30 protein-coding genes are annotated in these 26,906 nt (G+C 62.8%); 7 read left to right on the top strand and 23 right to left on the bottom strand.

What is annotated here, in order from left to right:
- Window positions 1-114: 114 nt before the first annotated feature.
- From AX724_RS16965 to AX724_RS16950, 4 genes are read right to left on the bottom strand one after another with little or no spacing between them, the layout of a single operon-like run.
- On the bottom strand, window positions 115-1,065 hold the full coding sequence (locus AX724_RS16965; RefSeq protein ID WP_066768575.1) for a hypothetical protein: 951 nt from the start codon (window positions 1,063-1,065) through the stop codon (window positions 115-117).
- Window positions 1,062-1,268 carry a hypothetical protein gene (locus AX724_RS16960; RefSeq protein WP_231736732.1) on the bottom strand — a complete coding sequence of 69 codons (207 nt, stop codon included), beginning with the start codon at window positions 1,266-1,268 and terminating at the stop codon, window positions 1,062-1,064. The genes AX724_RS16965 and AX724_RS16960 overlap by 4 nt, the downstream gene beginning before the upstream one ends.
- Window positions 1,269-1,291: 23 nt before the next feature.
- Window positions 1,292-2,590 carry a hypothetical protein gene (locus tag AX724_RS16955; protein WP_066768570.1) on the bottom strand — a complete coding sequence of 433 codons (1,299 nt, stop codon included), beginning with the start codon at window positions 2,588-2,590 and terminating at the stop codon, window positions 1,292-1,294.
- Between the two features lie 12 nt (window positions 2,591-2,602).
- Window positions 2,603-3,805, bottom strand: a complete 1,203-nt coding sequence (locus AX724_RS16950; RefSeq protein WP_066768567.1) for an ATP-binding protein — start codon at window positions 3,803-3,805, stop codon at window positions 2,603-2,605.
- Window positions 3,806-4,001: 196 nt separating this feature from the next.
- Between AX724_RS16950 and AX724_RS24135 the strand changes: the two genes are divergently transcribed.
- Window positions 4,002-4,178, top strand: a complete 177-nt coding sequence (locus AX724_RS24135; protein WP_197421617.1) for a hypothetical protein — start codon at window positions 4,002-4,004, stop codon at window positions 4,176-4,178.
- Complete coding sequence (locus AX724_RS16945) at window positions 4,178-5,566, top strand: DUF6880 family protein (protein ID WP_066768565.1); 1,389 nt, start codon at window positions 4,178-4,180, stop codon at window positions 5,564-5,566. The genes AX724_RS24135 and AX724_RS16945 overlap by 1 nt, the downstream gene beginning before the upstream one ends.
- 20 nt (window positions 5,567-5,586) lie before the next feature.
- Here the strand turns inward: AX724_RS16945 and AX724_RS16940 are convergent, their stop codons facing one another.
- The 15 genes from AX724_RS16940 to AX724_RS16870 all read right to left on the bottom strand — a co-directional run bounded on the left by AX724_RS16940 (window position 5,587) and on the right by AX724_RS16870 (window position 17,816).
- Complete coding sequence (locus tag AX724_RS16940) at window positions 5,587-6,666, bottom strand: DUF5983 family protein (protein ID WP_066768563.1); 1,080 nt, start codon at window positions 6,664-6,666, stop codon at window positions 5,587-5,589.
- Between the two features lie 16 nt (window positions 6,667-6,682).
- Window positions 6,683-7,144 (bottom strand): hypothetical protein, encoded by a 462-nt coding sequence (locus tag AX724_RS16935; RefSeq protein ID WP_066768561.1) that lies wholly within the window; start codon window positions 7,142-7,144, stop codon window positions 6,683-6,685.
- Between the two features lie 166 nt (window positions 7,145-7,310).
- A complete protein-coding gene (locus tag AX724_RS24585; protein WP_066768559.1) occupies window positions 7,311-7,562 on the bottom strand; it encodes a hypothetical protein in 252 nt (83 codons plus the stop codon).
- Between the two features lie 280 nt (window positions 7,563-7,842).
- On the bottom strand, window positions 7,843-8,226 hold the full coding sequence (locus AX724_RS16925; protein WP_066768557.1) for a hypothetical protein: 384 nt from the start codon (window positions 8,224-8,226) through the stop codon (window positions 7,843-7,845).
- 40 nt (window positions 8,227-8,266) lie between these two features.
- A complete protein-coding gene (locus tag AX724_RS16920; protein WP_231736731.1) occupies window positions 8,267-9,529 on the bottom strand; it encodes a hypothetical protein in 1,263 nt (420 codons plus the stop codon).
- A gap of 270 nt (window positions 9,530-9,799) precedes the next feature.
- Window positions 9,800-10,213: a type II toxin-antitoxin system VapC family toxin gene (locus tag AX724_RS16915; RefSeq protein ID WP_066768553.1), complete on the bottom strand. Its 414-nt coding sequence runs from the start codon at window positions 10,211-10,213 to the stop codon at window positions 9,800-9,802.
- Window positions 10,210-10,476: an antitoxin gene (locus AX724_RS16910; protein ID WP_066768550.1), complete on the bottom strand. Its 267-nt coding sequence runs from the start codon at window positions 10,474-10,476 to the stop codon at window positions 10,210-10,212. Before AX724_RS16910 ends, AX724_RS16915 begins: the two co-directional genes overlap by 4 nt.
- Before the next feature lie 100 nt (window positions 10,477-10,576).
- Window positions 10,577-11,353 carry a PRTRC system ThiF family protein gene (locus tag AX724_RS16905; protein ID WP_066768548.1) on the bottom strand — a complete coding sequence of 259 codons (777 nt, stop codon included), beginning with the start codon at window positions 11,351-11,353 and terminating at the stop codon, window positions 10,577-10,579.
- The gene (locus tag AX724_RS16900; RefSeq protein WP_066768543.1) at window positions 11,343-12,002 is read right to left on the bottom strand and encodes a PRTRC system protein A; all 660 of its coding nucleotides are present in this window, start codon (window positions 12,000-12,002) and stop codon (window positions 11,343-11,345) included. Before AX724_RS16900 ends, AX724_RS16905 begins: the two co-directional genes overlap by 11 nt.
- Window positions 11,999-12,835, bottom strand: a complete 837-nt coding sequence (locus AX724_RS16895) for a PRTRC system protein B (protein WP_066768541.1) — start codon at window positions 12,833-12,835, stop codon at window positions 11,999-12,001. The genes AX724_RS16900 and AX724_RS16895 overlap by 4 nt, the downstream gene beginning before the upstream one ends.
- 8 nt (window positions 12,836-12,843) lie before the next feature.
- Window positions 12,844-13,767 (bottom strand): hypothetical protein, encoded by a 924-nt coding sequence (locus AX724_RS16890; RefSeq protein WP_231736730.1) that lies wholly within the window; start codon window positions 13,765-13,767, stop codon window positions 12,844-12,846.
- A 246-nt stretch (window positions 13,768-14,013) separates the two neighbouring features.
- Window positions 14,014-14,220 carry a PRTRC system protein C gene (locus AX724_RS16885; protein WP_066768529.1) on the bottom strand — a complete coding sequence of 69 codons (207 nt, stop codon included), beginning with the start codon at window positions 14,218-14,220 and terminating at the stop codon, window positions 14,014-14,016.
- Window positions 14,221-14,265: 45 nt separating this feature from the next.
- Window positions 14,266-14,691, bottom strand: coding sequence for a PRTRC system protein E (locus AX724_RS16880; RefSeq protein ID WP_066768525.1), 426 nt, complete (start codon window positions 14,689-14,691; stop codon window positions 14,266-14,268).
- Window positions 14,692-14,726: 35 nt separating this feature from the next.
- On the bottom strand, window positions 14,727-16,418 hold the full coding sequence (locus AX724_RS16875; RefSeq protein ID WP_082733575.1) for a PRTRC system ParB family protein: 1,692 nt from the start codon (window positions 16,416-16,418) through the stop codon (window positions 14,727-14,729).
- Window positions 16,419-16,619: 201 nt separating this feature from the next.
- Window positions 16,620-17,816, bottom strand: coding sequence for a hypothetical protein (locus AX724_RS16870; RefSeq protein ID WP_066768521.1), 1,197 nt, complete (start codon window positions 17,814-17,816; stop codon window positions 16,620-16,622).
- A gap of 187 nt (window positions 17,817-18,003) precedes the next feature.
- Between AX724_RS16870 and AX724_RS16865 the strand changes: the two genes are divergently transcribed.
- Together AX724_RS16865 and AX724_RS16860 are read left to right on the top strand one after the other, a co-directional pair.
- On the top strand, window positions 18,004-19,734 hold the full coding sequence (locus AX724_RS16865; RefSeq protein WP_066768519.1) for an ABC transporter ATP-binding protein: 1,731 nt from the start codon (window positions 18,004-18,006) through the stop codon (window positions 19,732-19,734).
- Window positions 19,735-19,813: 79 nt separating this feature from the next.
- Window positions 19,814-20,086, top strand: a complete 273-nt coding sequence (locus AX724_RS16860) for a hypothetical protein (RefSeq protein ID WP_066768517.1) — start codon at window positions 19,814-19,816, stop codon at window positions 20,084-20,086.
- Here the strand turns inward: AX724_RS16860 and AX724_RS24580 are convergent.
- Entirely contained in the window at window positions 20,076-20,321 is a 246-nt protein-coding gene (locus tag AX724_RS24580) for a hypothetical protein (RefSeq protein WP_231736729.1), read from the bottom strand. The two genes, AX724_RS16860 and AX724_RS24580, sit on opposite strands and share 11 nt — an antisense overlap.
- Between AX724_RS24580 and AX724_RS24575 the strand changes: the two genes are divergently transcribed.
- Window positions 20,313-20,627, top strand: coding sequence for a hypothetical protein (locus AX724_RS24575; protein ID WP_231736728.1), 315 nt, complete (start codon window positions 20,313-20,315; stop codon window positions 20,625-20,627). The genes AX724_RS24580 and AX724_RS24575 overlap by 9 nt on opposite strands.
- Before the next feature lie 21 nt (window positions 20,628-20,648).
- On the opposite strand, the gene AX724_RS24755 is transcribed toward AX724_RS24575, so the two are convergent.
- On the bottom strand, window positions 20,649-20,774 hold the full coding sequence (locus AX724_RS24755; protein WP_269454166.1) for a hypothetical protein: 126 nt from the start codon (window positions 20,772-20,774) through the stop codon (window positions 20,649-20,651).
- Between the two features lie 527 nt (window positions 20,775-21,301).
- Between AX724_RS24755 and AX724_RS16850 the strand changes: the two genes are divergently transcribed.
- Window positions 21,302-24,517 carry a DEAD/DEAH box helicase gene (locus AX724_RS16850; RefSeq protein WP_231736727.1) on the top strand — a complete coding sequence of 1,072 codons (3,216 nt, stop codon included), beginning with the start codon at window positions 21,302-21,304 and terminating at the stop codon, window positions 24,515-24,517.
- A gap of 120 nt (window positions 24,518-24,637) precedes the next feature.
- Here the strand turns inward: AX724_RS16850 and AX724_RS16845 are convergent, their stop codons facing one another.
- Both AX724_RS16845 and AX724_RS16840 read right to left on the bottom strand, forming a co-directional pair.
- Window positions 24,638-25,333 carry a hypothetical protein gene (locus tag AX724_RS16845; RefSeq protein WP_066768507.1) on the bottom strand — a complete coding sequence of 232 codons (696 nt, stop codon included), beginning with the start codon at window positions 25,331-25,333 and terminating at the stop codon, window positions 24,638-24,640.
- 103 nt (window positions 25,334-25,436) lie between these two features.
- Entirely contained in the window at window positions 25,437-26,105 is a 669-nt protein-coding gene (locus AX724_RS16840) for a hypothetical protein (RefSeq protein WP_231736726.1), read from the bottom strand.
- A 19-nt stretch (window positions 26,106-26,124) separates the two neighbouring features.
- Here AX724_RS16840 and AX724_RS16835 point away from each other — a divergent pair.
- Window positions 26,125-26,906: IS110 family transposase (locus AX724_RS16835; RefSeq protein WP_062347791.1), on the top strand; the 782-nt coding region annotated here is incomplete at its 3' end.

Here is a 26,906-nt window from a genome sequence, read left to right as displayed (position 1 = left end):
ATAGAATGATTCAACGCAAATGACAGCCTTCACACCGATCATGCCAGGGACAAGGCATGGTGAATATCATTGAAATGCGCCGTTTCCCGCTCACCAGCGGTCGGGGCCGATACATCAGTTAGCCTCTCTGACCTCGTCCAGGTCGTTGGCAATATTTGAAGCGTATGCCAGCCCCGCGTTGAAGCGTTCGATCCATGTCTGGATATGTGATCGCTGCTCGATCGGGACGGCTGCTGCGGCCCGCTGGAACTCGAGAAGATCGAGGGGCGCGCTGGCAATGATCGAATCGATCTCGGCGACATCGAGCAGCCTCTCGTTGCGGATGAACGCGGTCATCGATCCGGGACGCTTTTTCGTCGATTTGCGCCACAGCCCTTCGACGGTTCGAAGCCGCGGTGCGGCGCGCGCTTCAAGCAGAACGATGAGGCGCAACTCCTCGCGCGTCAGCGCGCGGACCTCTGAAATCTGCATGGCCGCGCAGAAGAAACATGAGCTTTTATAGAAACTTGGCAGGCCAGCATCCGCGATAATGCGCTCGCAATCCTCGCGAGTGAAACCCCACTCCCGAAGAGGATATCTGTACTCATAGAGGTCCGAGATATTCCCTTCGCGATGGGCGTAGCGCTGATTGTCACGCGTTGAGCAGTCGTAGCCGATCAGGCGGGTGACCTTATGCCCGTTCGCCCAGGCATGCTGTGCCGGAGGCCAGGCCTTAACCCATTTATCCTGGGGCGAGATTTTATGACGGGCACTGCAGCTATGCTGGCCGAAGCTGATCGACGGCAATGTGCCATTCGTCAAACAGGCGTCGAGCAGCGACGTATAGGGCGGCCAATGTTTGAAGAAGCGGGCCTGATACTCGACGATCTCGTTGGGAACACCATGATCGTCCATCCACTGACGGAAGACGGGGATGAGCCGTCGCGTATGAGGCTGCTCGGGCATCGCAGCCAGCAACGTCATGTCCGGGATTTCGCCGCGACGGACAAGCTCGATGATCATCGCGGTGGAGTTGGTGCCCGCGCCCCATGCCGCGACGACGGGCGCGCACTTACCCGCGCTCATGCGACCATGGCCAGCCAGCGGTCCGGCCAGGCCGGCGGTCGCATCGTAACCTTGAATGCCTGCAGGGGCGCAATGCCATGCACGACATAATGCGGCACGCCGGTCGCACGTCGCAGTTGCTGTGCCGTTCTGAGGGCATGATCGAAGGAACATAAACGGCCGCGAAACGGCGACAACCGGGCGGGCAGATCGGGCAGCGGCATCATGGCCTCCATGCGAGACAGGGTCAGGCGGCGAACGGAAGATCGGCATCGACCGCTGCAGCGGGCTCGAGCGCAAGCAGGCTCTGAAGCGTCACAGGCGTTCGCTTTGCCCGGCGGGTTCTGGGGCCTCGGGCGGGCCTCGCCGGATCGTTGAACCGGCAGCCGATACGCGCGGCGTGCTTGCCGATAACGGCGGGATCGCGGCCAAGCGCCTGGGCGACATCGACCATCGACACGCCATGGGTCCAGGCATTACGGATCGCCCTGTCCTCCGCAGGGATGAACGCGCGCATGAAGCCGTGCGTGAGGCCCATCCGATTGGCATGGTAGAGGACGGCGCGCGCACCGCGACCCAGATTTTCGGCAATTGCACGTGTCGGCACCTTGCCGTAGTCCGCTCGCAGCCGGGCTTCTTCCTCGGCCGTCCAGACAGGGCCCTGCCGGAACCCATCCCGATGGACATGGGTGCCACGCAAACCCAGCGCTTCCGCACGCCATCTGATCGAGTGCGAAGTGCGCCCAAGACGCTCGCGCAGCGGCGTCAGGCTCTTGCCGGTCGCATAGGCGTGGCGGAGGAACTCGTCTTCCTCGGTGATCCAGGGACGGCCCCAGCCCCTACCGTAACCCAGTTTGCGAAGGCGCTGCCCGAGGCTGCGGCTGTTCCGGGACGGGAAACCTTCAGCCGTCAGAACCTGCACGATGGCAACATAGCGTGCACCGGTGGCCGCCAGTTCGAGCGCGCGCGTCATTTCCGCGTCGCTCCAGTCGCCCGGCTGGCAGGCATGACGTAGTCCCAATGCCGAAGCGCGCGAAATGACGCCGGCAAAGGGACGGCCGATCAGGCTGGCAATCTGGGCGACGGGAACGCCGTTCTCGTACCCGGCGCGCAGTTGTGCGTCCTCCCAGCCACCGTAAGGCGGGGATCCGGGCTCGGACAGGTCGAGCAAGCGTGCGCGCGCATAAAGCGCATTCACGCCCCGCCCGAGCCGTGTCGCCAGCATCGCAGTCGGCTCTTGCGCGTAGCATCGCGTCAGTTCCTGGTCGTCCCAGCCGCTCCATGAACGCCTCGAGTTCCGGCGCAGACCAAGATCATGGATACGCGTGGCGACGCCTGCTCGGGGCCTGCCGAGCATGGCCGCGATCTCGTCGATCGTGCGATCTTGGGCGAAGGCGTCGCGCAAGCGCGCTGTTTCATCGGGAAGCCACGCGTCGGCGCGAAACGCCACTTCGGCAAGCGGCGCTGCGTCGAGCGCCGTCGGGCGAGGAATGAAGGGAACGAGTTCAACAATATCCGCGTCGAGATCGAAAGACGGCTGGGGCATGGCGATCTCCATTCACACAAGGCCAACGACGGGCGTGTCGACGACGCGCAGCCGCAGCCGCGCCGACAGACGCGCAATCCGCGTGTTCCCGCGGGGCATGGTGTCGGACGCGCCGATGGCAGCAAGCAGGTCGAGCCCGGCGTCGATGTCGTTGGCCGGCAGCGCCAGATGACGGGCAAGATCGTCCGCGGTCGTGGCATTGGGTGCGATATGCCCCAGGGCGCCGATAATGCGTGCGGCAGCCGGAGCGGCGGGGTCGATGAGGAAGGCGTCGAGCGCACGTTGGCCGCGCATGACCATCGATTTCGCTCGTGCCGGTGTAACTTCGCGCAGGGCGTCGAGGTCTAGCAGGCTGCGGCTTTCGTCGGGGTCGAGATCGGCGGCGGCGACCAGATCGGGCGTTCGCCCGATATGCGGGGTGATGGTGGGATCTATCTTCGCCAGCACAGGCGTTGCCGCCAGCGCAGGACCGAAGGCGAAAAACTCGCCGGGTGGAAGCTGGCGCAGAAGCGCAGCCTGGTCGCTCCCGAAGCCGAGCAGATCGGCGGCGCGCGCGACATCACGGTCGAAGACGTTGAGGCCGATCAGGTGATTGTGCAGTTCGGAGACCACGGAACTGGCGAGCTTGGCAAGGCGCTGGGTGGCGACGATCGTGCCGATGCCGCGCTTGCGACCTCGGGCGCACATGTCGGTGAGCGTGGCGACGCCGAGGCGGCGGGTCTCGGCATCGCGCGCAGAGGCGGCCATGTGCGGCGCGAGCAGATGCGCCTCGTCGATGCAGACCAGCACCGTGTTGCCCCAATGCTCGCGCGGCGCCGAAAGCAGCCCGGCGAAAAAGGCGGCGGACTTCTCGATGCGATGATCCGGCTCCAGGTCGGTCAGATCAAGGTGCAGCGCAATCCGATGCTGGCGGGTCCGCAGCGCCAACCCGGTCAGGCCATCATTGGCATAGTCGCGGGCTATGACGGTGGTCGCGCCGATATGGGCTGCAAGGTTGGCGAACTCGCCTTCCGGGTCGATGATGATCGTGGTGAGATAATCGAAGGCTTCCTCGACGATCCGGCGCAGCGTCTGGCTCTTGCCAGCGCCGGATGATCCCTGGATGAGACAGCGCCCGGACATGAGCTTGCCGAGATCGAGTTCGAGCTGGCCGGTCGAGCAATGGCCGAGCGGGACGCGGGCGTCGCGCGTAAAATTGCTGGAGGCGACGTTCATCGGGCGTACTCCTTCACCGGCCGCCCAAGACGGCTATTCATGTGGAGTGTGGCGGGAACCATCATGGCGATCTCCTTCCGGGGCTGTCCGAATTGACCCTCGCTTCCATTCACCCCCTTCCCTCCGGTCGGATTGCATGGCGGACAGATTTACGTTCCGGTTTTCAGACGCATGCCGTTGCGGCAAATAGACGGGCATGCCTGATTCTCCGGATTCGAAACTGAACCAACTGCTTCGTCGCTTGCCTGACTGGATACGCCGCGATCTCGCTTCCACAGACGCTTCACGCCGAGCGCGTGCGGAAGACTCGCTGCACGCCATGCTGATGCCTCTGATCGCCGCCGAGCGCGCGGCGGGGAAAGACGCAGGTTGATGGCAGCAAGCGGGAAGGCCTCGCGCAGTTCGACCAGGCTGACGCTCGAAAATCTGGAGAGCCTGGGCGCGGCCCGGCTGGCGCGGCTGGTGCTGAACCAGGCCGAGGCCGATCCGATCTTTGCGCGTGCCGCGCGGATGGAACTGGCGGCAAAGGATGACAGCGGCGCGCTGGCGCATGAGATCGAGAAGCGCTTGAAGACCATCCGTAGGTCGCGCAGTTTCATCGAATGGGACAAGGTGCGGCCGCTCGCCCAGGAGCTCGACCAGCTGCGCGCCAGCATAACAGGACCGCTGGCCGAAGCATCGGCGGCTCGGGCGATCGATCTCATGCGCCTGTTCCTCAGCCTTGCCGAGCCAGTGTTCGAACGCGCCGATGACAGCAGCGGTACTTTGGGCGTCGTGTTTCGGCAGGGCGGCGAAGATCTGGGAAAAATCTGGTGCCGCGCCGGAGCGCCGGAACCAGCAATCCTCGCTGATGATATACTCACGCTGATCGAGAGCGACGGCTATGGCGTGTTCGATGAGTTGCCTGAGGCCGCCTCGCCTGCGCTGGGCAAGGAGGGCCGGGCGGCATTGCGACAGCTGCTATTGGACCGTCAGGAGACGCTGACGGGAACGGAACGGCGCAGCTTCGACTATAAGGCCGGTTGGCTCCTGCCCAAACTCGCCGACCTCGATGACGATGTCGATGCCTATATCGCCACGGTCGATCCTGAGCGGCGTAACGCGCTGCTCAATGCGAAGGTCGCTGAGCGACTGATCGCGCATGGACGCGCCGAGGAAGCGCTCGGCTGGATCGATGCGCCGACCGAACGCGGGCATAACGAGCGTGAGCTTTCCGACCTCAGGCTACGCGCTTTCATCGCCTTGGGCCGCAGGGAAGACGCGCAGGCGCAGCGCAAGGCGATTTTCGATCGCTGGCTGGATGAGACAGCGCTGCGCGACTGGCTTAAGTACCTGCCCGATTTCGAGGATCTCGACGCAGAGCAGCAGGCGCTCGATCAGGCAATGGCGTTCGATCCGAGCGTTAGCGCGCTCGCATTTCTGGTCGAATGGCCGGATCTAAAGCGCGCCGGCCAACTGATCCGGGCTCGGATCGATCGGCTGGACCCGCGGGCCTATGAGGTCCTGCGGCCCTGCGCCGAGGCCCTGTCGTCGAGCGATCCGGTTGCTGCCACCCTTCTTTACCGCAGACTGGTCACTGGCGTGCTCGATCGCGGCGCTTCAAAATATTACGCCTATGCCGTGCGGGATTTCGTGGCTGCGGGCAAGCTTGTGGACGGCGTTGATGGCGGGTCAGATACCATGTGCCATACTGACTGGGTTGATTTTCTGCGCAAGAGCCATGGGCGCAAAATGGGCTTTTGGAGCCAGATTCCAGCCTGAGGGATGATACCCGGCCAGTTCTACCAGTCGTGGACCGGTAGGACATCAAGGCTGCCTGCGTCGCAATCGAGCAGGACGAAACGGAAACCCCGATCGCGGCCGAACGCGATCAGCCGCAGCAGGTCCTCCGGCAATTGCGCGCGGCATTCCTCAGCCAGTTCGCGTGTCGGCACGAACCAGCCATAGACCGAGGCGGCAATATCGATCGGACGCTCGCTTGGTGGCCAGGACGCCCATTTGTCGAGGCGGTCGGCGGTCTGAAAGGTCAGATGGGCGGTCGACAGGACGCAATAGGTTCCGGTTTCGGGGAGTTGCGGGATGCGAAGGGGAATTATCGGCGGTTCCAACGTCACGCGATCGGTTGAACAGCTCTCATGCCCATGATCGTCGAAATAGGTCTCGATGATATCCCTGTCTGAAAGACTATGCGGATCCCTGTTGTCGCCGATCTCCCTCCACCATTCGCGGCAATAGGCAGCGACTTGTGCGTCAAGCGCCTTCGCATCGAGAGCGACATGCAGGTTCGTGCCGTGCCGGTGTTCGATGACCGCGACATGGACATCGGTCGGCCAGGGCAAGGGCGCGGCCGACAGCCGTCTCTCGGCGTGGGCAATGTCCCAGATCAGCGCATTGGAGCCGTCGGCGGTGAGACCGGCCGGCGTCTCCAACGCGGCGCGTGCTCGTGCCAACAGCGCGAGATGTTCGGGCCGACCGACGGGCACAGGGGCCTTTACGGATGCCCCCTTCCGGACGGCGGCGCGCTCACCCCCGGGGACGTCCCGGTGGGCGCTATCGGTTCGGATGTCAGGATGGCGCGGATCCGACCAGTCGATCGTGTCGACGATCCACTGCGGCACGAAATCCCAGTCGAAGGAGAAGGGAGAGCTCTCCTGAGCCTTGTACCAGGCGGCATCGACCGCATCTGTCCAACCTACGACCATCAGGCGCAGTCCAGACGTGCCAAGAACGTCGAAGGTTTTGCGGATTGCCAGCGCTCGTTCGATCGCGTGAGGTTCGGCATCGGGGCGGTCGCGCAACTCAAGGACCGCTTCCCACAAACAAGCAGCCGCTTCGAGATGGGATAGCGTGTAATGGTTCATGGATAGGGTCCCTGTGTTAGGCCGCACGGCGATCGGCACCTAGGTGGAGACCGAGGTCGGGAGGCATCAGCACGTCGATGCGGGGAGCGATGGCATCGAAGGCCGCGTTGAGATCGATGGTCGCGAACCGATGAACGGCACTTCCCGGATCATGATCGAGAAGAAGGGCGAGCGGTGCCAGGTGGGTCATCATCTCGGGAAATACCGAGCGCAGGATTATGCCTTCGACGCGCCTGCCGACGAGGTTGAGCCGGGCGGCAAGACCGCAGGGGACGGCAAGGTTCCGCTCGAACCAGCGATCGGGCGCCATCGTGTCGGCGATCCGGGTACAGGGCAGACGAGTGGTCGGGGTCTGGACCTGCAGGATGGCGACACGATGCCGGCGCGCGGGATTGACCTCATCCAGCGGGACCAGTGCGCGATAACAATAACGGGGAGCCGATCCGGTTATACGCGTCCGTGAAGCGATGATGTCCATCGGAGAATCTCCTGTGGTGAGGGAATGGCGGCATTCTGCCGCCCGGCTTCCTCACCAATTCCCCCTCTCCTTTTGCGACCATGTCCCTGCGAGGTCCCACCCTCTGACGGGCGCGGGCCCAACGCGGTGCCGGATGGCTAGAGACCGGAAGGCCGGATAGCCGGGATCATGGGGCGGATGTCGCGCTCCAATTGTCGTAAAGAGGCTTGTCGCCAGGGTGCCACGGTCCTGCGCGCCAGATCCTGCCGTTATAGCTGATTCGGGCTACGACCCTGTCGCCGATGGCGAGCTCGCCCTCGGGGAATTCGCTGGCGCCCAGACCGCTGTGATCGCGCCGACCGCAATAGCAGTGCGAGGCGTCGGCCCAATCGCGTGCCGCAATATCGGGAAATCCCGGCTGGCGCACTACCAGCGGCATCCTGCCGCGATCACTGCCTGCTCTACCAAGGGCGCGCAGGATGTGGCCCGCATAGGTAGCAACCGATGCCCAGTAGGCAGCCGTGAATGCCTTGCGCCGATCCCAGCTTTGCCGGGACTTCGACCGTGCGTCCTGCCGAAGATCACGAAGCAGCCATGCAAGGACTGTCCGTATATCGGGATCAATAGCAGCGAGAACACGGGCAGCTGGAAGGGCCAGGACAGGATTGCGGACTTCGGCCCGGGTCGATCTGGGCGCGTGCCGTTCATTCCCGGCCGGATCAGTGGTCATCGTCCGTCGGTCCGGATAGAAGGATGACTGCGATCGACGGTTTGCTCGTCAGCTCTTCGGAGCGACTGTCGTAGGCGCGTGTGTCGCCATGGCCGATCGTGAAGATATCGAAGACGGGTGTCGGCGCGCCGCGCGCATCGGGCACGGTGGCGGCTGCATCATGATATTGGATATCGACGAAGCGAGCCGGCCCGCCCGTGACATAGGGCCCGAAATAGAAGGTTATGCGCCTTCCTTCGCTGGTTCTAGCCGAAAGGGTGAACCCGCCGTCAGGGATGTCTATGGGCAAGGTCGGAACGGCGTTGAAGGCCGCGAAACCGATCGCCTGCGCGTCGCCGGCGGTCATGACAGGCAAAGAGGTGATGTCGTTCATCTGAGTTTCCATTGTGATCGGATGCAAGGGTCAGGAGATGTCAGGCGGCTATCGCGTGATGCTGCGGGATGGCGGCTGCGAACCGACGCAGCATGATGGTCATGGCCTTTCGCAAATGAGCCTTGTTGGTGATGACCGTCTCGGGAACCAGCGGTTCGCCCTGCGGTGTCATGAAGCCCAATGCGGGGGTTCCGTTACGCAGTTCCACAACGATTCGGTGCCCGCGAGGCTCGGCTGGTCCTGCAGAGCGCGTCACGAACTCGCCAAGGCGCCCCGAGAGGCCCTGAGCGATTTTGGTCCAGCGGATATGCCCGCTGGCCATCATCTCACCGTCGCCCAATCCACGATCGAGCCAGGCGCGGAACTGCACACGCTGCTGGATCGGCGAATTGCGCGTGCGCTCCATCGTTCGGCAGAGTGGCAGCAGGCTGGCATGGCCATCGATCCAGGCAAGATCATCGCCTTCTGCCATCACCAGCAAATCGTCAGGCTCGACCCCGGCAAGCAGAGCGCGCAACTGATCGGAGGGTTTCGCAATCTCGGCGGAAAGACCCGCTTGCCATAGATGGAAGCCACGCGCAGCAGCGGCGATGATGATCTTTCCCGCCTGATGCCCATCCTGCGCCTGCAGCATTTCCATCAAGCCCCTGGAGGCATCGGATGCGATGGTCGCGCCGATGATCAAAATGCGCTTCGACCAACGGCTGGGGCGCGGTCCGTCCGTCGGGAGCGGCCAACTGCTGGGAAGGGGTCTTGAAAGCGCGGGATGTAGAGGAAACGCCAATTGTTCTGCCTTACGCGCGGCGGCAGCGTAGGCGCGCCTCGCCGCATCGAACAGATCATCGAAACAGCCACCGCCGTCACGGAAACCCTGAGCATAGGCGGGCGATATCTCACCTTGTCGAGTGGAAAAATCCCGAGGCGGCCAGCCTGCATGTGCTGCATACCAACCGTTTGCGTAACGGACGGCGGCGTTCCAATCATAGCCGTGTAGATCGCGCCCGTTCAGAATTGCCTGGTCACATGGCTGTTCGCTGCCTTTGGCGACACGGTTCTCGATACAGGCAAAGTTTGCCCGCTGTCTGTCGCGCTCGGCTTCCTTGCGGATCGTGTCGTTGAACGGACGCAGCGCCGCAACCCGCGCCCGGCTCCGCGCCATGCGTTCGTCAAGCGGCGCATGGGACGGCAGGTCCGGATAATCCGTCCATACCGACGCCAGTATCTGGGCATGATCTGCACGGCGGCCATGTGCGATCCAGCAAGCCGCGTCTGCGGGGTCAAAGGCACCAACGTCGGCCGTCACAACACAAGGCCCGGCGGAAACGGCGCGGTGCATTCTCCGGTCGATAGCTGCGGGCTGCAAGACCGACTATGCCGACGGTGGTGGTACGGAGTGAGCATAAGGGCGATCTCCCTGGGATCACCCCCTATCTTTCCCCTTCTCCTTCGTGTCCGCTCGCGAGGCGAAGCTTGTCGGCAGAGCGTGATCCGGCCCTTCACGGCATGATCGCGCTCGACCGTAAATCAGCTCGGTCGTAGTTGACCGGATGGTGGTAGAGTTAACCCGCGCCGGTTACGCTTGCGGCTCGAGCCAGTTCTCGATCTTAAGGCCCCGGATACGCCGGAATTCATCGACATTGGCGGTAACCAGTATAGCGCTGACAGCATAAGCATGCGCGGCGATGAGCAGGTCGTTTGGGCCGATGGGGCAGCCCGCCGCCTCCAGTTCGGCACGGATGCCGCCATATTCGGCATCGCCGGGAACATCGAACGGCAGAATTTCAATACCGGCAAGGATCGCCTCGACCTGCGCGAGCAGCTTTGCCGAGCCTTTCTTAGCGCAGCCGTAGCGCAATTCTGCCGCAGTGATCACGCTGATGCACAGACGGTCGCTGCCAACTTTGACGATCTTCTCGAATACGCGCCCCTGCGGGTTGCGAACGAGGTCCGACACGATGTTCGTGTCGAGCATGTAGCGTGTGCTCACAAATCGACATCCTTGAGCGGCAGCAGCGTCGCGTCGAGATCCTCGGGAAAATCATCGTCAGGGGCGAGCGGCGCAAGTGCCTTGAGGATATCGACCAGATTGGCTCTGGGTTCAGGTTCGATGATGAGCTTGTCGCCCTCTTTGTGGATGAGAACGCGGCTCCCGGAAAACTCGAACTCCGCCGGGATGCGTACGGCCTGGCTGCGGTTGTTGCGAAACAGCTTCGCCTCGCGAACGACACTGGTGGAAATGGGTTGAGCCATCGGGCGCGCCTCCTTGCATATGCCATGTATATACCAAAAGCCGTCACCGGCCACAATGACCTATGATGCGGCGCGATTTATGGACGCGAGCGAGCATCATTTAGTGCCGACGGCAACCTGCGACGCCATGCATCAGCGGGATGGCGACGGTTTGGCCGATGGCAAGATTGATGAAGGCGCCCGCATGTCCGATCGACCCGCGCCCTAGAAGATCGAACAGCAGGGCAAGCGCGTGGCTTGCCAGGACACGATTGACGAAAAGCGATTGGCGTTCGAGGGCCTCGGCGACCGAACAGGATGGGGCATCGTCTTCGGCAACAGCCTCGTCCGCCAGTTCCGGAAAGGTTTCGAGCACGGTCGGAAGGCGGTCAGTACGTTTGTCAGTCGAGTTACCTGGGCAACCGATCAGATACTGCCCGTCGCTCGCACGATTGCCGAGGTCCATCCAGTAAGCGGGGCTGCTATGGCCATTCTCCAGCGCCGCCCCCAGCGTACGCCGCGCCGAAGCGGTATCGACACAGGTGATGAGGATATCGGCGCCTTCGATCCCGATCGCGTCAGGTGCGCGACCGTGCACTGCCTTCCAGGAAAGCCCATGCGCGAGGTTGATGCGTTCGGTCAGTGTGTGGGCCTTCGAGTTGCCAATGTCACAGCGATAGAAGGGCTGGCGACCGAGATTCGCCTCGGTCACGATATCGTCGTCGACGACGGTGACGTCGAGAGACCGGGTCGAGATCGCGCGGAGCGCGGTGTCGAGCGAGGCGAGTCCCATGAGCATCTGGGCGCCGTTCCCGCCGCAGCCCACCAGCAGGACACGAATAGCCCGATTCTCGAAGTCAGCGTGTAGATAGTGACGCGCGCGGATATCAGCTTGCATGACCATCTCCAGAGAAGGGGCTGCGCGGCAGCGGCAGGAACATCCCCCCTGCGCAAAGACGCGAGGCAGCGAGGGGACTACCGGCGTGATCAAGCCGACCGAAGACAAGCGAGATTTTGGTTGAATGTGCATCATCGACGTCGTCGGTGGCGCTGAAGAAGGCCGGTCCTGCCGCGTGACTATGAATATCACAGATCAGGTGCCAGTCGGATCGCAGGATCGGCGGGTGATAGACGAGACGCGAGGGCGTCGCCTCGTCGATTATCGGGAACTCGACTGAGAATTCCCGCGTGACCGCGTTCCAGAGGATAAACGCCGCGGACTCATTGGGTAACGCCCCACGTAGATGTTCCAATATGCGCTTGAGCAGTTCACCGGGAATCAGTCCGCACCGCAGGTCGGCCCTCGGTGTGCCGGCGCTGCCATAAGGGAGGTAGGCCGAGATTGGCGGTGTGACCCAGGCATCGAGCGCGAGCCACGGTCGGCGCAGGATCAGCATGACGCCGTCGTGGCCGACCAAAAGTCCATGACCGGCACGCGCTGTCCGAAGCGCTTCGATAGCCGGCGATCGGCCTTGCGACGGGACGGGATAGCAGGGCATCGCGGCAAGCAGCGCAGCGGCTGTCGGGTCATCGGTGAGCGAAGTCATCGCCGGTTCCAGCGGGCGATCAAGGCTCCGACGGTTACAGGGTCTGGCGCAGTGCGCCGTACGTTTGGTCCTGGCTGCCGGCGCCCGGCGAAACTGAGAGGCTTGAGACGGCCGACCGGGAAGCACTTCGCGCCGCGCGCGGCGAGGTCGTCCCAGAGCCGGATGAGTCCTCCCTTGCCGGTAACAGTGCGTTCCTGCCCGGGATTAGGATGCGTCGACCAGCTTTCGAATACAGCGCGCTCAAAGTCCGGGATGGAGGCGATGCTAAGCGATCCGGGCCTGGGGATATTGCCCCAGCATAGCTGTCCGCCGACGAACACATTAAGAATAGGTGAGTGCAACAACCGCGTCTCGGCCGTCGGGCGTGCATTCGTCGGCAGGGCGTAGACGCCGAGGCCCGATCGGGTGGCGACGAACAGATGCGCGGGATAGGGCACAGGTACGATGTTCCTTTCGTGCAGGACACGGAGCCCGTCAGGCGGAGATGATAGTGCGAACCAGGCCGGGCGCACCTGCGGGGGAACCCACCAAGCGAGCATATCGGCGTGCGCGACCAGTATGTTGTCGGGAAGAAGCTCGGGCGCCACGCTCCGTCCAAGCGCTTCGGTCCATTGCCGCAAATGCGCGCGGGTAAGTGGCACACCGGCCGCGATTGTCGGATGGTCTTCGTGGGTCTGGTCGACCGCATGGATGCTGGCGAAGGCGCAAGCGTCCTGTGTCGACGCGCCATAGGCTTGAGGGATTCGGGATCCCTGGCTCCGGTAGAGCAGGATGGCGTTTGTCAGGATCATGCCGCCGCTCGTCGCTTCAAAATGCGTGCTGTGGTCGGGCATAAGGAGCCTCACAATGTAGTTGGATCGAGCCGGATCAGGTCCTGGGCGGCAACGAGAAACTGCGCGCCGAGCCGCAGGGAGGTGAACCAGTCGTCGATGCGATCGGCGTGCGGCAGCGGAAAGATCCCTGCGATGTCCATGAAGCCCATCTCCATGCCGTTACGGGCAATGTCGTCGAGTTCACGGGCGAATTGCTCGAAGGGCACGAGCGTCAACGGCGGCAGAGAGGAACATTCCTCATAGCCCGGGATGTAATCCTGGATGATCTCGAAATCGCAGTTCCAGGCATTGCGTGCGCTCTCAAGACCCCCGAGCGCCTTGGATGTCCGTCCGAGTGCGTTCAGCCTGCGGCGTAGCGCGCCCGGCAGTCGCTTCGATGGCGCCGCATTGGCTGCGATCATCCACGCAGGCCGCCGAGCGTTCATCTCCGAGGGCAGCACCATATTTTCGAGATCGTCGGCATCTGCGCCGTGATAAGCGATCAGGCTCTGGCGGGCAGCGTCGTCTTCGGTTTCGCCATCCCAATAGTACATCGCGATCTCGTCGAAGAGGAATGGGTAGCCGTAGATGGGCAATACTCGGCCAAGGTTCCGTTCCAGCGCCCGATAAGCAGCGGCGCGCCAGGCAACAGGCGCATCTCCGGTTTCGATCCAGCCGAGATCGATCTGCCCCAGGCTCTCACAGATAATGGCAATCGCGGGTGGACCGCCCTGCTCGCCGCCTTGAAGGACGACGACGCGCAGATCGACCAGATCAACGGAATTGAGGACGTCGAGCACGGTAGCGTCGAAGACTCGCTCGATATGCCGACGCGCGGCCGGACGGGTGAGCGTCCGCATCGTTTTTTCGAGCGACAGAGCCCACCGGCCGACCAGTTCGTGATGGGGACCCAGCGGCTGGTCGAAGAGAACGGGAACGTCAGTAGAGAGCACGACCGACGTGCCGGCGAGGTCAGCCGAGCGGCGGCAGACGCAGAGCGGATGGGGGTTGGAGGGGCTCTCGGACTTCGCCCGGACCGCTATCCGGGGGGAGCGCGATCTTGGCGTGGAGGGTCCGGCTCGCGGCGCTGCAGGCAGGCCGGGTAAAGCTGGGCGTGTCGCCATCGTCAGCCTCGATCCATTGGCACAATGTCCTGTGCTGTGTGGGCGGTATAGGGGTTCCGGCACGCCGCGCCATGGTCAGCCCTTGGTGCCGACGGCACGGCGATATTCGGTGATATGGGCGCCCCCAATAATGCCGGTATCGACCATCTCAGCGTTGAGGATCGCCGGGTAGAGCGTGGCATGATAGGTACGCAGGGCGTTGCGGTCGTCGGCGAGATGGGGCGGCACCGGCAGGTCGATGCCGTCATATCGATAGGCCCGGGTGAGATGATTGATCTGCATGGCAAGCCTCGTTGGCAATGGTGTTGGAAAAATCGGGCGGCTGTCTCACCAGAGGCTGGCGGGTTCCTCGGCCGTGGCGTCGGCTGGCGGATTATTCGCTGCTGATGCTTTCACGGGCGTGGCAGGCACGGCCTGTTTGGCCGCCGCGGTGTTCGGCTTCGCGGCTTGCGCAGCGGCGGTCCGCGCAAGCTCGGCCGCCTGGCGTTGCTCGGCGATCTGGTCGGCGAGTGTTTTGCGCGAGGCCATAAGCTGCCCCAATGCGCCATCTGCGCCTCGTCCGAGTTCCGCATCGATTTCTGCGGCGCTCGCCGTGATCGAGATCGGGCGGGCCTCGCCGGCTTCGAGATTTTGGGCCACCCCTGCCACCTTGCGGGGCATAATGGTTAGAGTGACGGTGTCGTCGGGGCCTGCGACGAGATCGAAGCCGAGCGAATAGTGGCTTAGCAGCGGAAGCAGGCTGGTAATCAGCATGATATCTGTCCTTCTCGTGAAAATGCAAAAGCAGATCAGGCGGCGAGCTTTGAGGGCACCGCAGGAGCGGCGTCGCCCGGAGGTGGTCCATATCGTCCATCGAGCGTCATGCAGCTCGGCAGGCGTCCCGCCCATTTGAAGCCGATGGCGCCGAGCATACCGGCGATGAGGTCGGACTTTTTGCCCCCCAGCCGTTTGGCGAACGCCTTTTCGCCCATATGCGCGATCAGGCCGCATTCGCGAGCGATGAACCTCAGTTCATCCTTGGTGTATCGCTCAAGAAAAGCCTTATCGACCTGCCAGATGGCGCGCAGATCCACGTCGAAGGCGCGCGCGAGGTCGGCAACATGTTCGAAATTTACCACGTCCTTGGCATAGGCCGCGCCGATCGCCGACAATATGGTGGCTGCCTGCGCTTTCTCGAGTTCGCCGATCACCGTGATTTTGGCGCGATAATCGAGGCCGGGGAATGCGGCGTCGACCAGCAGGCCCGAGCGCGCCTTGAGGGTTTCCGCCTTGATCTGCGGCAACGTGCCCGACATCGCGGCAACCAGGATCGCACTCTGGGCATGCGCGCTATTGCCCGCAAGCGCCCTTGCAACCGCAGTGCGCCACATCGCTTCGCGCAGTTCGACGGTACGGTCTGCGATCGATTTGGCGGTGACAGTCGATTTGGACGCCGTCGGCGCGCTATTCGCTTTGCCAGCCGCGACGGACGGGGCAGATGCGACCATCCGGCTTCTTACTGGAGAGCCGGTCCCATCGCCTGACATCTCCTTGCCGTCGCCCCTAGCTTCATTGATGACGTCGTCCTGCTCTTCATCGTCAGCGTCATCGTCTGCATCATCATCTTTCACACGGCGCGCCGCCGCCCGCGCGGCCTTGTCGGCGCGTTCCTGTTCCTCGAAGCGGAGCATTTCCGCCGACTGGGTCTTGAGTTCGAAGCATGCCGCGTTGGTGCAGTGGCCATCGTCGATATGGGTCTCGAAGAGCGCCCGCTGCGTTGCCGAATTGAACGGGCAGGTCATGCATTCGCTCTTGTCGAAACTGGCGCTGGCGAGAACCTGCGTGACGCGCATCAGCAGGTCGCGTGTCTTGCTCACGTCCAGGCCGGAGCTCAGGATCGTATCGAGCGCCTTGTCCTGCTTGTCAGCGGGCACGGCGGCGAGCAGTTCGGCATGGCCGACCTTGATCCGGCGTTCGTCGAGCGCGCGCTTGACGGTATCGGAGAGGTTACCCAGAGCAAGACGGCGGTCGAGCTTGGCTTTCGACCAGCCGAGCCGGCGCGCGGCTTCGGCCCGATCGTCCTGGCAGGCCGCGAGCACGCGCACGGCGGCATCGGCCTGCTCGGTTTCCGATGCGTCGTCGCGCACGTCGTTTTCGTCGATCGCTGCCTCAAGGGCTTCCTGATCGGTCATCTCTCGGATGACGACGGGAATTTCGCCCTCAGGCCCGAAGGCTTCCAAGGCCGCCCGGTAGCGACGCCCGCCTGCGACGATGAGATAGCTGTCGCTCGCATCCTTGGTCGGACGAACCAGTATCGGCTGGAGCATTCCGCGCAGGCGCAGCGACGCGACGAGCTCGTCATGCTTCCTGCTATCGAAATAACGGCGGGGATTATATCCAACGGAGATGTTAGCGAGTGGCAAAGTCGTGATGGGTGGGGGCGATGCGGCGATGAGGGCAGAGAGCCCTGTTCCCAGACGCTGGGTGCGATTGCGGGTCATGAGTCGGACCGAACGGTGACCGCGTAGGTCTGGCTGGCAAAGTGCTCGCCGTCGCTGAAGAAGGCGACGTCCACGGCAAAATCATTCAGGCAAACATCGGATTGGGCGCGCATCGCCTTATCCTTTCATGAGCGATAGCCGTCCCGGTCGGAGACCGGAGCGGGCGTTGGAGGTAAAATTCGGCAAATCCGAAGCCAGGCGTCAGAGCGCCTGTTCGAGCAGCTTCCTGGCCTTGCCCTCGAGTTCGAGGCGGCTGTCCTGATGGGGTTTTGAACGTGCCACAGCGGTGATGCCTTGCACGAAATCGTACAGGCTTTCCGGGGGATGCCCCTCCTCCGCCATTACCGTCTGGATGATCTTCGTCGTCTCGGCCTTGGTGAAGCCGCGGCGGCGCAGGAAAGTATCGCGGTCCTCATCCTTGCGCGCGACGATGCGTTCCCGCGCGGCCTTGATCCCGGTGATAAAATGCTGCGGCGAGGAGTTCGCGAAATGCTCGAGCGCGGGCGCAGCCTGGTGAGAGAAACGGGCGGCCGCGAATTTCGAGTGACGGATGTTCACCTCCTCGAAATTCTCGACGCCCCACAGGCACCTATTGGCGCAAACGCCTCGTAGGTAGAAGGTCGCGATGCCGAGCGTTTTGGAGCCGACCTCGGAGTTCCACGCGTAAAATCCGCGAAAATAGAGATCGGGATCGCCGTTGGGCAGCTTACCAGCCTCGATCGGGTGCGTGTCGTCGACCAGAAATACGAACACATCCCTGTCCGAGGCGTAGAGCGTCGTCGTATCCCTGGTGATGTCGACGAAGGGGTTATAGGTCATACTGCCCCACTGGATCGTTCCGGGCACCTTCCAGCGTGTGTCACCGACACCGTCGCCGGCGAAAGCCATGATCGCCTGCACGAGTTCATGGTCGAAAATACGGCCATACTCGCTGCCCGTGGCGGCGCGCAGTTCGGTGCGGCCATCGTCGGTCTGAAGCAGTTTCACCTGTTCGCCGCGATGGGTGATGAGGCCGTGTTGCAGGTTGATCCCGGCCAGAGCGGCGGGAAGCTGACGTAGATAGGAGGCCGGCGCACCGACGAGGCTGGATATCTGGCCGAAGGACCAGTTGGTCGGTGCGACAGGCCGTCCATCCCCCGGCGCGATCAGCATCAGCCGTTCGGGATTGTCGCTCCTGGCTTCGACCCGGATCGCGCGACTTTCGACGATGCGCGTGGTCGAGTGATCGGCGCGGGCGCGAACGCTGTCATAAAGACTGGAAAGCGAGAGAAATTTCTCGTCATCGGGCCGTGAGAACCATTCCGAGGATACGCGGCCGCTGCGGCCACCGCGCGACACATCGATGCGATAGGGTGCGGACACGGGGGGCGTGTCATTCAAGCGGGCAAGGCTCGCCATGGGAACCATCTCCTGGAGCTAGAGGGGCAACGGGCCGATCCACGTTTCCCGTCACATTCCTGCCCCTCCCTTCCCTTTCCGACATCTTGGGATCCTGCCTTCGCAATGACCTGATTTGGCGCTAAGATAGCGGCCGCGTTCCAATCCTCCTTCTGGCTCATCCATCGATCGCCAGGAGGCCTAACTAGTGACGACGTTCGGAATATTGACCCGGCTGACACGGCTGATGCTGTCTGCGGGCCTGGGTGCAAGGCGAAGCATGGTACAGGCGTCCGGCCTGGAAGCCGTCGTGATCGTGATGGGCGTCGTAGGCCCCTATGCGCTGAAGCTGTTGATCGACGCGCTGGACGGACCGACGGGATCGCCCCTGCAGTTGCTCCTCACCATCCTGCTGTTCGTGGGATGCTGGGCCGGTGCTTCCATCGTCGAAACGGCCAGGCTCGCCTGCACCGCGGAAATGGTCGAGGCGCTGACCCGGCACTTCACGACTCGGGCGCTTGCCGCCGCCTTGCCGGAGATCACGGCGGCGCGGGACAGTCAGAGCGGGCGGCTACCCGGCATGCTGGAGCGGCTGCCCTATAGCCTGACGCTGGTCGTGGAAGGATTGATCTGGCGGCTCGGGCCGGTCTTGCTGCAGGCTATCGCCAGTCTTGCGGTGATCGCCAGCCTGATCCAGCCTCGTTATGTGCTGGTACTGACGCTTACGCTTCTGGGATTCGTCGGGGCGACCTGGATCGGGGCCAGACGCCACCGCGCGCACGCGGACGCGACCAATGCGGCGGCATCGCATGTGTCCCGCACGATCGGTGACATCGTCCGCAATGCCCGCCGCGTGGTGCTCAACGGCGCTCTGAATCGTGAACTGCGTTATGCCGGCGATATATTGAGGGCGAAACGACAGGCCACCGCTGGCATGTACCGTTCGCTGACCCTCATGGCGGCGCTGCAGTTCTGCAGTGTCGGCGTCGGACTTGTGGCGCTGTTGATGCTTGCCGGCCTTGATGTGGGCAAGGGACGCATGACCGCAGGCGACTTCGTCCTGTTGCAGACCTATGCTTTTAGGCTGACGGTTCCGCTGAGCGCGCTGGGTTATATCCTCGCGCAGGCTGGTGTCGCAATCGCCAACATCCGCGACGTCCTGGCATTCACGAACGCCAGTGTCGTGCCGAGCACCCCGCAGCCCGGTCCCACAGGTGCTGCGGATCTGACGGTCGAAGACGTCAGCTTCTGCTACGGCGACAACATGCCGGGTATTATCGGCATTTCGCTTTTTATCCCGGCGGGCCGCTTCGTCGCGATCGTTGGCCCGAACGGCTCAGGCAAATCTACCCTTGCACAGATGCTGGCCGGCGTGCTCACGCCTGGCTCGGGGAAAGTCGAGATTGCAGGGGTCGATATCGCGATGATCCCGTGGGGGGAGCGCCACCGTTATATTCTCTATGCACCGCAGTTCATCGGCCTGTTCAACCGATCATTGCGGGAGAACATCCTCTATCCCCCGGCGAACCAGTCGATCAGAGAGGTCGGGGAACTGCTTCACGTTTGGCGTTTCTACGAGCCGGGGAGACCGATCGACTTCGAGATGGAACTTGGGGAACAAGGCGAGCGTCTGTCGGGAGGCCAGATACAGAAGCTGGAGCTTGCCCGGCTGACGGGGGTGGAAGTGCCGGTCCTTATCCTCGATGAAAGCACGTCCGCGCTCGATCCGTCCAGTGAGGCGAGTGTGATTACGAGATTGCGGAGCCGGGCCAGGAGCGCGACGACGTTGATCATGATCACCCATCGCCTCGCCACAGCGAAGGCCGCCGATCAGGTTCTCTTCATGCGCAGCGGGCGACTGGTTTGCAGCGGAACGCATGGTGAATTGATGCAGCGATGCGCCTCCTACCAAGCTCTCTGGCGCGCTCCGCAAGTGTGAGCTTAGCCGGCGCCTGTCCCGATCACATCTTGCATATTTTACAAATTGGCGTATCTGTTTAACGCAAAGGAGTTTCCCGATGGCGACGAGACACGAAGATCATCTGTCCCAGCGACATGAAGCAGTCGTGGCTGCCGCGAAGGCGGCAGGCTTGCTTTCGGGCACGAACAGCGCGGTCGGCGCCCGGGTCCCGCGCGAACTCATCGATCGTGCCAAGATGCGCAGCGGCATCGCCTCTACCACCGATCTCGTCGAATATGCGCTCGCCAAAGTGGCGCTGGAAGATGATTTCGGGGCCAGGCTGGTGAGCCGGAAGGGCTCGGTCCCGGCAGATATCGCGCTTAGGATTTGATCGCAAAGCGTCGCTGCGCCGGATCAAGCCGCAGCGATCGGCAGCAAAGCTGGCCCGGCGGCGCGAAGAGGAACTGCCGCTTGTTCATAAAGCAACTGTCGTAGGCCGAGAGCTTCTGCTCGACACCTGCGTCTATATCGATGTGCTTCAGGGCAAGACGCCTGCGCAAGCGGATCGGTTGCTGGAAAACCGGATCGTTAATCACTCCTGTGTAGCGCTGGGCGAAATGACCCATCTGATGGGCGCGCTCGATCCGGCGGACAAGCGCACGGCTTCGGTTCTCAAGACGCTGGGACGGACAATCGATGATATTCCCGAACATCGTCTGACCGTACCTTCCTCGCGGGTGTTCGCCGAGGCGGGCATGTTGGCAGGATTGGTAACGCGCCTGTCAGGCCAGGCCCATTCGATCGCGCTGCTGAACGATGCTGTGCTGTTTCTTCAGGCCGCTGCGATGGGCTGTGATTTGCTGACCGGTAACCGACGCGATTTTGATTTTATGGATCAACTCGTGCCCGGAACGGGCGTCATCCTGTACTGACTGGTGGATGACCGACAACATTTACCCCGCTTCGCCCTGCAAAACGGCATAGACGTCCTCAGTGTTCAGGCGTGCGATCTGATCGGCTTCATCCCAGAAATGGGTTTCGGCACTTAGCCGTGCGGCGATCCAGAGCCCGGTTTCCAACCTGCGTCCTGTGCCGATGGCTGTCGATAACCCAGGCGGCGAAGACTCAAATCGGATCCTCCTGATCCCTTCGGTACCATATTGACTTGCGGTCGCCCGCCGGGTCGAACGACATAGGGCGGATTTCTGCAATGGATCATCAAGGGGACTGAAGTTTGAGTGCAGAAAAGGCTCGCCCCCATTTTCAAAATTCGATCGCGCAACTCGAGACTATTTTCCGGACCTCTCAGTCGGACCCGGAGATCCTTCGTCTTCTTGACCATGAGCTGAGTTTTCGTACGACGGATCGGGCAGCGCGCTTGCGCGCCGGCATTGCAAACGCCCTTGCGACGGAGCCGGCGAGCAAAGCGCCACCTGGCAAAGCACCCGAGCGCTCCGAGGCGCGATCTTCGCGCCAGCCGAGCACGGCCCCTGACCCGTTCGCTGGCAAAGCAGCGCCATCCTCTATTGCATCTTTGCCGCCCATTCTGGCGTTTGGCGATTTGCCTTCTGTCGCAACGCCGGACCATGACAATATGGCAGCCGGCATGCTCGCAGCCTGGACCGCTTTGGAAGCACTGTCGCCCCAGACCTATAGAAGGCCTGAAGACCTTGCTTCCGGCGATCGCAGCTGTGTCGCCGATCTCTCGCGAGGGCAGGTTCCTTGGGGCAAGGGTGAACGGTCGCGCCCCAAGCGGCAGCTCTATTATCAGGTGATCCTCGGCGCGATCCCGATGGATCGTGCGACCGAAGATCTGGTCAAGGCCTTCGGCGCAGATGAAGAGCGGAGCACGCGGCAGCGGGAGAAGGCCGCGATCGGCGCGGTCCTGGTTGACAAGAACGGCGTCCTCCTTGAGGACAACAGCATCTCGGTCTCAAGCTTCGCCTGGGCGCTTCCCTTGGCGCTCAAGCTGAAGCTGGGCGCGCTCGGTGCATGGCCTCGCATCGAGCCGCGGATCATCGGGGCGCTCGAGAATATCCTGCGCCGAACAGACGATGCCGGAAACCCGGTCCCTTTGGATCTCGCGACGATCGACCAGGCGCACCGCTGGCTCGTTGCCCAGTTCGGCCTTCCCGCTGTTCTCGTAGAGCCGCCGAGCTTTGCCTTGCGGGTGTTCCACTATTTCAAAGCGAGAAATCCGCCCGAAGTCTCGCTACTCAATTCCTTTTTCATGGGCGACCTTTCGAAGGCGGTCGATCTGTGCGCGAAGGGAGAGCTACCCGGCGGCCTTCGTCAGTATCTGGGTATGGATGCGCCCAGCAGGACGATCGACCTGTTCTCGGACACCGACGCGCTCGAAGCGGCCGTGGCACCGGCCAGGACGCCCGCGGCGCGCTGGCCGAGCCCTGGTGGGCATCCCCTGGTCCTGCTGCAGCAGGCCGCTGTCAATCTCGCCCGTTCGGCACTGGCCGACGGCGGAGGCGTGATCGCCGTTAATGGTCCTCCTGGAACCGGGAAGACCACCCTGCTTCGCGACATCGTTGCCGCAACCGTACTCGATCGCGCGATGGCGATGGCGTCGTTCGACGACCCTGCAAAGGCCTTTACGCCTTCAGGAGAGCGACAGGCGTTCGGTCCCAAAGCCTTCTTTCATCTCTATGTGCTGGACCCGTCGCTCAAGGGACATGAAATGCTGGTCGCCTCCAGCAACAACAAGGCGGTGGAGAATGTCAGTCGTGAGCTTCCGGCAGCCAAGGCCGTTGGCCGTTCGACCGACGACATAAGCTATTTCAAGTCCATCAGCGACCTCGTCTACAGCCCCCGTGCGTCGACCGAGGACGACGATGGTCCCGCCGTTCCGATGGAGCCCGCTGACACCTGGGGCCTGATCGCGGCCGTGCTGGGCAACGCGCGCAACCGCGCTGCCTTTCAGCAGAGCTTCTGGTGGCATGAGGACTGGGGGTTTCGCACCTATCTCAAGGCCGCCAAGGGGGACCCGGTCGTTCAGGAGATCAAGGATCCCGAGACCGGCAAGATCATCGAGCGCCGCACCCCGCCGGTTGTGCTCGCCGAGCAGCCGCCCTCGCCCGCATTCGCCTTGAGAAACTGGTACAAGGCGCGCGACCGCCTGCTCACACTCAAACAGACGGTAGACGGGCGATTGGCGGCGCTGGAAGCCGTCCGGATTCTCTGCGTTCGGCTGGCGGAAACCCGAAAGGCGATCGCGAGGGACGAAGCGGAACTCGCGCAGACGCGCTCGCGTCGTCCGGACCTTGAGGCCGACCGCGCCAATCGGCAGATCGACGTTGAGAACGCCGCGCGCGTCCATGGCGAGCGGAGCGCCGCGATTGCGGCACATCGCACCGAACGGCCCGTCTTCTTCTCACGCTTGTTCCGCACGGCCCGATGGGCGGCCTGGACCTCCACCCAGGCACCTCTGGTCGCGGCCCAGGCGCAAGCCCGGACAGCCCTACGCGCCGTCGAACGTGCGTTCGCTGAGGCTGACGCCGCCCTTGCCGCTCTGGATCAGGATATCGCCGGACGCGAAACAAGGCTCGCCGCGCCGCGGGCGGTGGCGACGCAATTGGCAAGCGAGATCGACCGCCATCGTCCTGAATTGGGCGACCGCATCATCGACGACGCCTTCTTCGCACGAGGCCATGAGGCGTCGAACCTTGAGGCGCCCTGGATCAACGACGCCGTCCACCGTCTCCGCGAAGACCTCTTCATCGCCGCACTGGACGTGCACAAGGCCTTCATCGACGCCTCGGCGCAAAAGATGCTGCACAATCTCAGCGTCCTGATGGACTTCTTTTCCAGGGGAGCGCCCCAGGATCCGGCGAAAAAGGCGCTGCTTAGGGACCTATGGTCGACCCTGTTCCTGGTCGTACCGGTCATTTCCACGACTTTCGCCTCGGTCGAGCGCATGCTGGGCGACCTGCCGGTCGGCAGCATAGGCTGGCTGTTGATAGACGAAGCGGGACAGGCGCTGCCCCAGGCGGCCGTCGGCGCGATCCTGCGCGCACGCCGCGCGATCATGGTCGGAGATCCGTTGCAGATACCGCCCGTCGTGGCCTTGCCCGAGCGCCTGAATGCCGAGATTTGCCGACACTTCCGGGTCGACAAGCCAATCTGGGCGGCCCCGGAAGCGTCCGCCCAGACGCTCGCGGATCGGGCATCCCCCTATCAGGCTGCATTCCGTTCGGACCAGGGCTCCCGCCGGGTTGGTATTCCGCTGCTCGTTCACCGCCGTTGCCAGGAACCGATGTTCGGCATCTCCAACAGGATCGCCTATGACGGCCAGATGGTCCATGCGCCGGGCCCTCGCCAGAGTGCGATCGGCCGGGCGCTGGGTCCTTCCCGATGGGTCGACATCGACGGCGAGGCGGACTCCAAATGGTCTCCCGACGAAGGCGAGCAGGTCATCTCGCTCATTCGGCGTATCATCGACGCCGGCATCACCTGCCCGGACCTGTTCGTCATCACCCCTTTCCGCATTGTGGCCCAGGAGATGCGTCGCCGTTTGGAGAAAGAGAGGGCGATGTTCGCCGCGGCCGGGGTCAACATCCGGGAATGGTCCAACGACCGGATCGGGACCATTCATACGGTTCAGGGACGGGAGGCGGAGGCGGTCATTCTGGTTCTGGGCGCGCCGAAGGCCTCACAAAATGGCGCGCGCAACTGGGCGGCTGGCACACCGAATATCCTCAATGTCGCCGCTTCGCGAGCCAAGCAGCATCTTTATGTCGTCGGGTCTCATGGCGCCTGGTCCGGCGTGGGTCATGCCCGGGAACTCGCAGCCCTGCCGCGCGAGCGACCCTGACGCTCGGTTTACACCGTCGGTTGGCGGTTTGCCGCACGCTTCTTTGCGCGGACTTGTAACGGTATGCGCCCGACGAGGACGATGCGCAGGCCGCGATTCCAGGCGGTCGCTCCAAGCCGGTCAGACAGCTTGCCATTCGTATAGCAGGTGGTCATCGGGGCTATATTCCGAACCGATAGCGATCCTGACCAGGCGCCCGTCGCAAGCAAAGGCGGATGCACGCGGAAAGGACAGGTAGGAACGGCCGTCGAGGATCAGGTCGCCGGATCGCACCTTGGTGATCTCACGGATCGTGCCGATCAGGCGATGGCCGGCCGGGGCATCGACCAGTTTCAGTCGGTCGCCCGCTTTGACGCGCTTCTTGAACGCCCCCAGAGACAGAACCATGTCGACAGGGTTGCGTATGCCTCGGTGTCTGGCGAGCGCCGCCCAATAGGCCTGGCCGATGCGGACCTCGCAATAGAAGCTGCACGACCAGAAATCCTGCAACGGATTGGTGCGCGTGAACCCGAACCTTTCCATCTGATCACGGACCTCGACGATGAAGGCGTTCTGCGCATCGCGGCCAGTGAGATCGGCCGGTGTATCGAGGACCTCCGCGATGATCTTGCGCCCCCCGGAGAACTTTTCCGTGCGGATGGTAAACGTCGCTTCGGCGAAATCTTGTGCAAGATGGCTTTCGATCCGCGAGGCGAGTGAAGCCAGTGCTTCGCCGACGCGATAGAGATCGCCTTCATAATGGAAGTTACCACGTTCGTCATGGCTGGTCTGGCTGTACAGGCGCGCGGGCACGCCCGGCGCGGGGGCGTCGGTCATCGATAATATCCTTGCGGGTTGCGGAATGGTGGGGCGAGACAGCGATTGTTCGCTGAAGGCGATGTTAGAGGCCTGCGGACGGGGTTTGATCGGGATCCGGCGATCAGGAGTTGGCAGGACGCATGTCAGCCGGCTCGGCAGCATGTCGGGCGGTGACCCAGTCGAAATAGCCCAGACGGGTATCGTCATTGGCCACTTCGTCTTTCCAGTCGGACAGGGGATGGACCGGATCTTCGATCCAGGGATCGCGATGAGTGGCGGGGCGGAGCGCCCTCGATAGCCCTTCGCTCGTGGCGCCATATTCAATTCCATCGACGAAGATGGCGCACCATCCACCACCGATGCCGTCGGCGCGCGAGCGCGAACAGCTATAGCTCCATTCAAACCCAATTGGGGCTTCAGATAGAGTCAGCGGGCAGCAGCGTTGAACCAGGCGCGCAATCGCGTCCGGCTGGAAATCCGTATCGCCAAAGATCGATACCAGACATGTCTCCGCGCCGCTGATCTCGATGTCCGCGCCGAATATGGGAAAGTTCGGATCGTCGAATATCTCGAGCAGGCCGTTGAACGGATTGCCGAGGTCAGTCGGCGGAAAGGACGCGAGAAACTCGGCGGTGGGTTCGCCTGGCGCCGCCTTGTCACCGAGATCAGCGGCATGTTGCCACGCTTCCTCGATAAGCGCGCTCTCCGCCGCGGTGCAGGTGAACGAGAAGGAACCCTGGACATAATAGATCCTATGCAGGCCGGATCGGCTATGCCGTTGTTCCGTCAAACCCCACGGAGAACGCTAAATGGAGAACTCGTCGTCAGATTACTGCCCCAAGACTTCTGTCATTGTCAGCGTTGAGCTCAGCAAGCGCAACTGGCTTGTTGCTTCGCTCTCGCCAGGAGCCGCGAAGCCTTCGCTACGGACAATTCCTGCCGGGAACAGCGCGGCACTGATCAGTCACCTTCGCAATCTTGAGTGCAAGGCCGCTGATCGTATCGGTGAACCTGCCGCCATTCGCCTGTGCTTCGAGATTGGATATGATGGCTTCTGGCTCGCAAGGCTACTGCGGTCGAACGATATCGATACATATGTGCTGGATCCCGCCAGCTTCCTCGTGTCGCGGCGAGGCAGGCGCGCAAAAACCGACCGGATCGACGCCGAAGCAATGATCGGAATCCTCAAAGCCTATCTCGCTGGCGACAAAAGCGTGTGCCGTGTCGTGGACGTGCCCTCCCCCGAGGAGGAGGACGCGCGCAGAGTAATGCGAGAGCGCGGCGATCTCGTGCACGAGCGCACCCGAATTATCTCTCGGATCAGGGGGCTACTTGCATTACAGGGCATACGATCTGTCAAAGCCATCAAGGGCGGTGACTGGTCAAAACAGCTCGACGACATGCGCACCGGCGATGGGCGGCCTTTGCCACCAAACCTTCGTCGACAAATTGAGCGCTGTTTCGAACGGCTCGCGTTGCTCAACGATCAGATCAAGGACATCGAGCGGGACCGCGCTGAAGTTGTGCTCCATGAGGAGTCTACCTTCCCATGCCGAGAGAAAGCGGTTCGCCTTGAGCAGCTGAAGGGCAT

It is taken from the genome of Sphingobium sp. CCH11-B1, from assembly GCF_001556865.1.
GTDB lineage: Bacteria > Pseudomonadota > Alphaproteobacteria > Sphingomonadales > Sphingomonadaceae > Sphingobium.
Note: the sequence above shows the minus strand (reverse complement) of the source record. Positions and strands in the feature narration are given on the sequence as shown.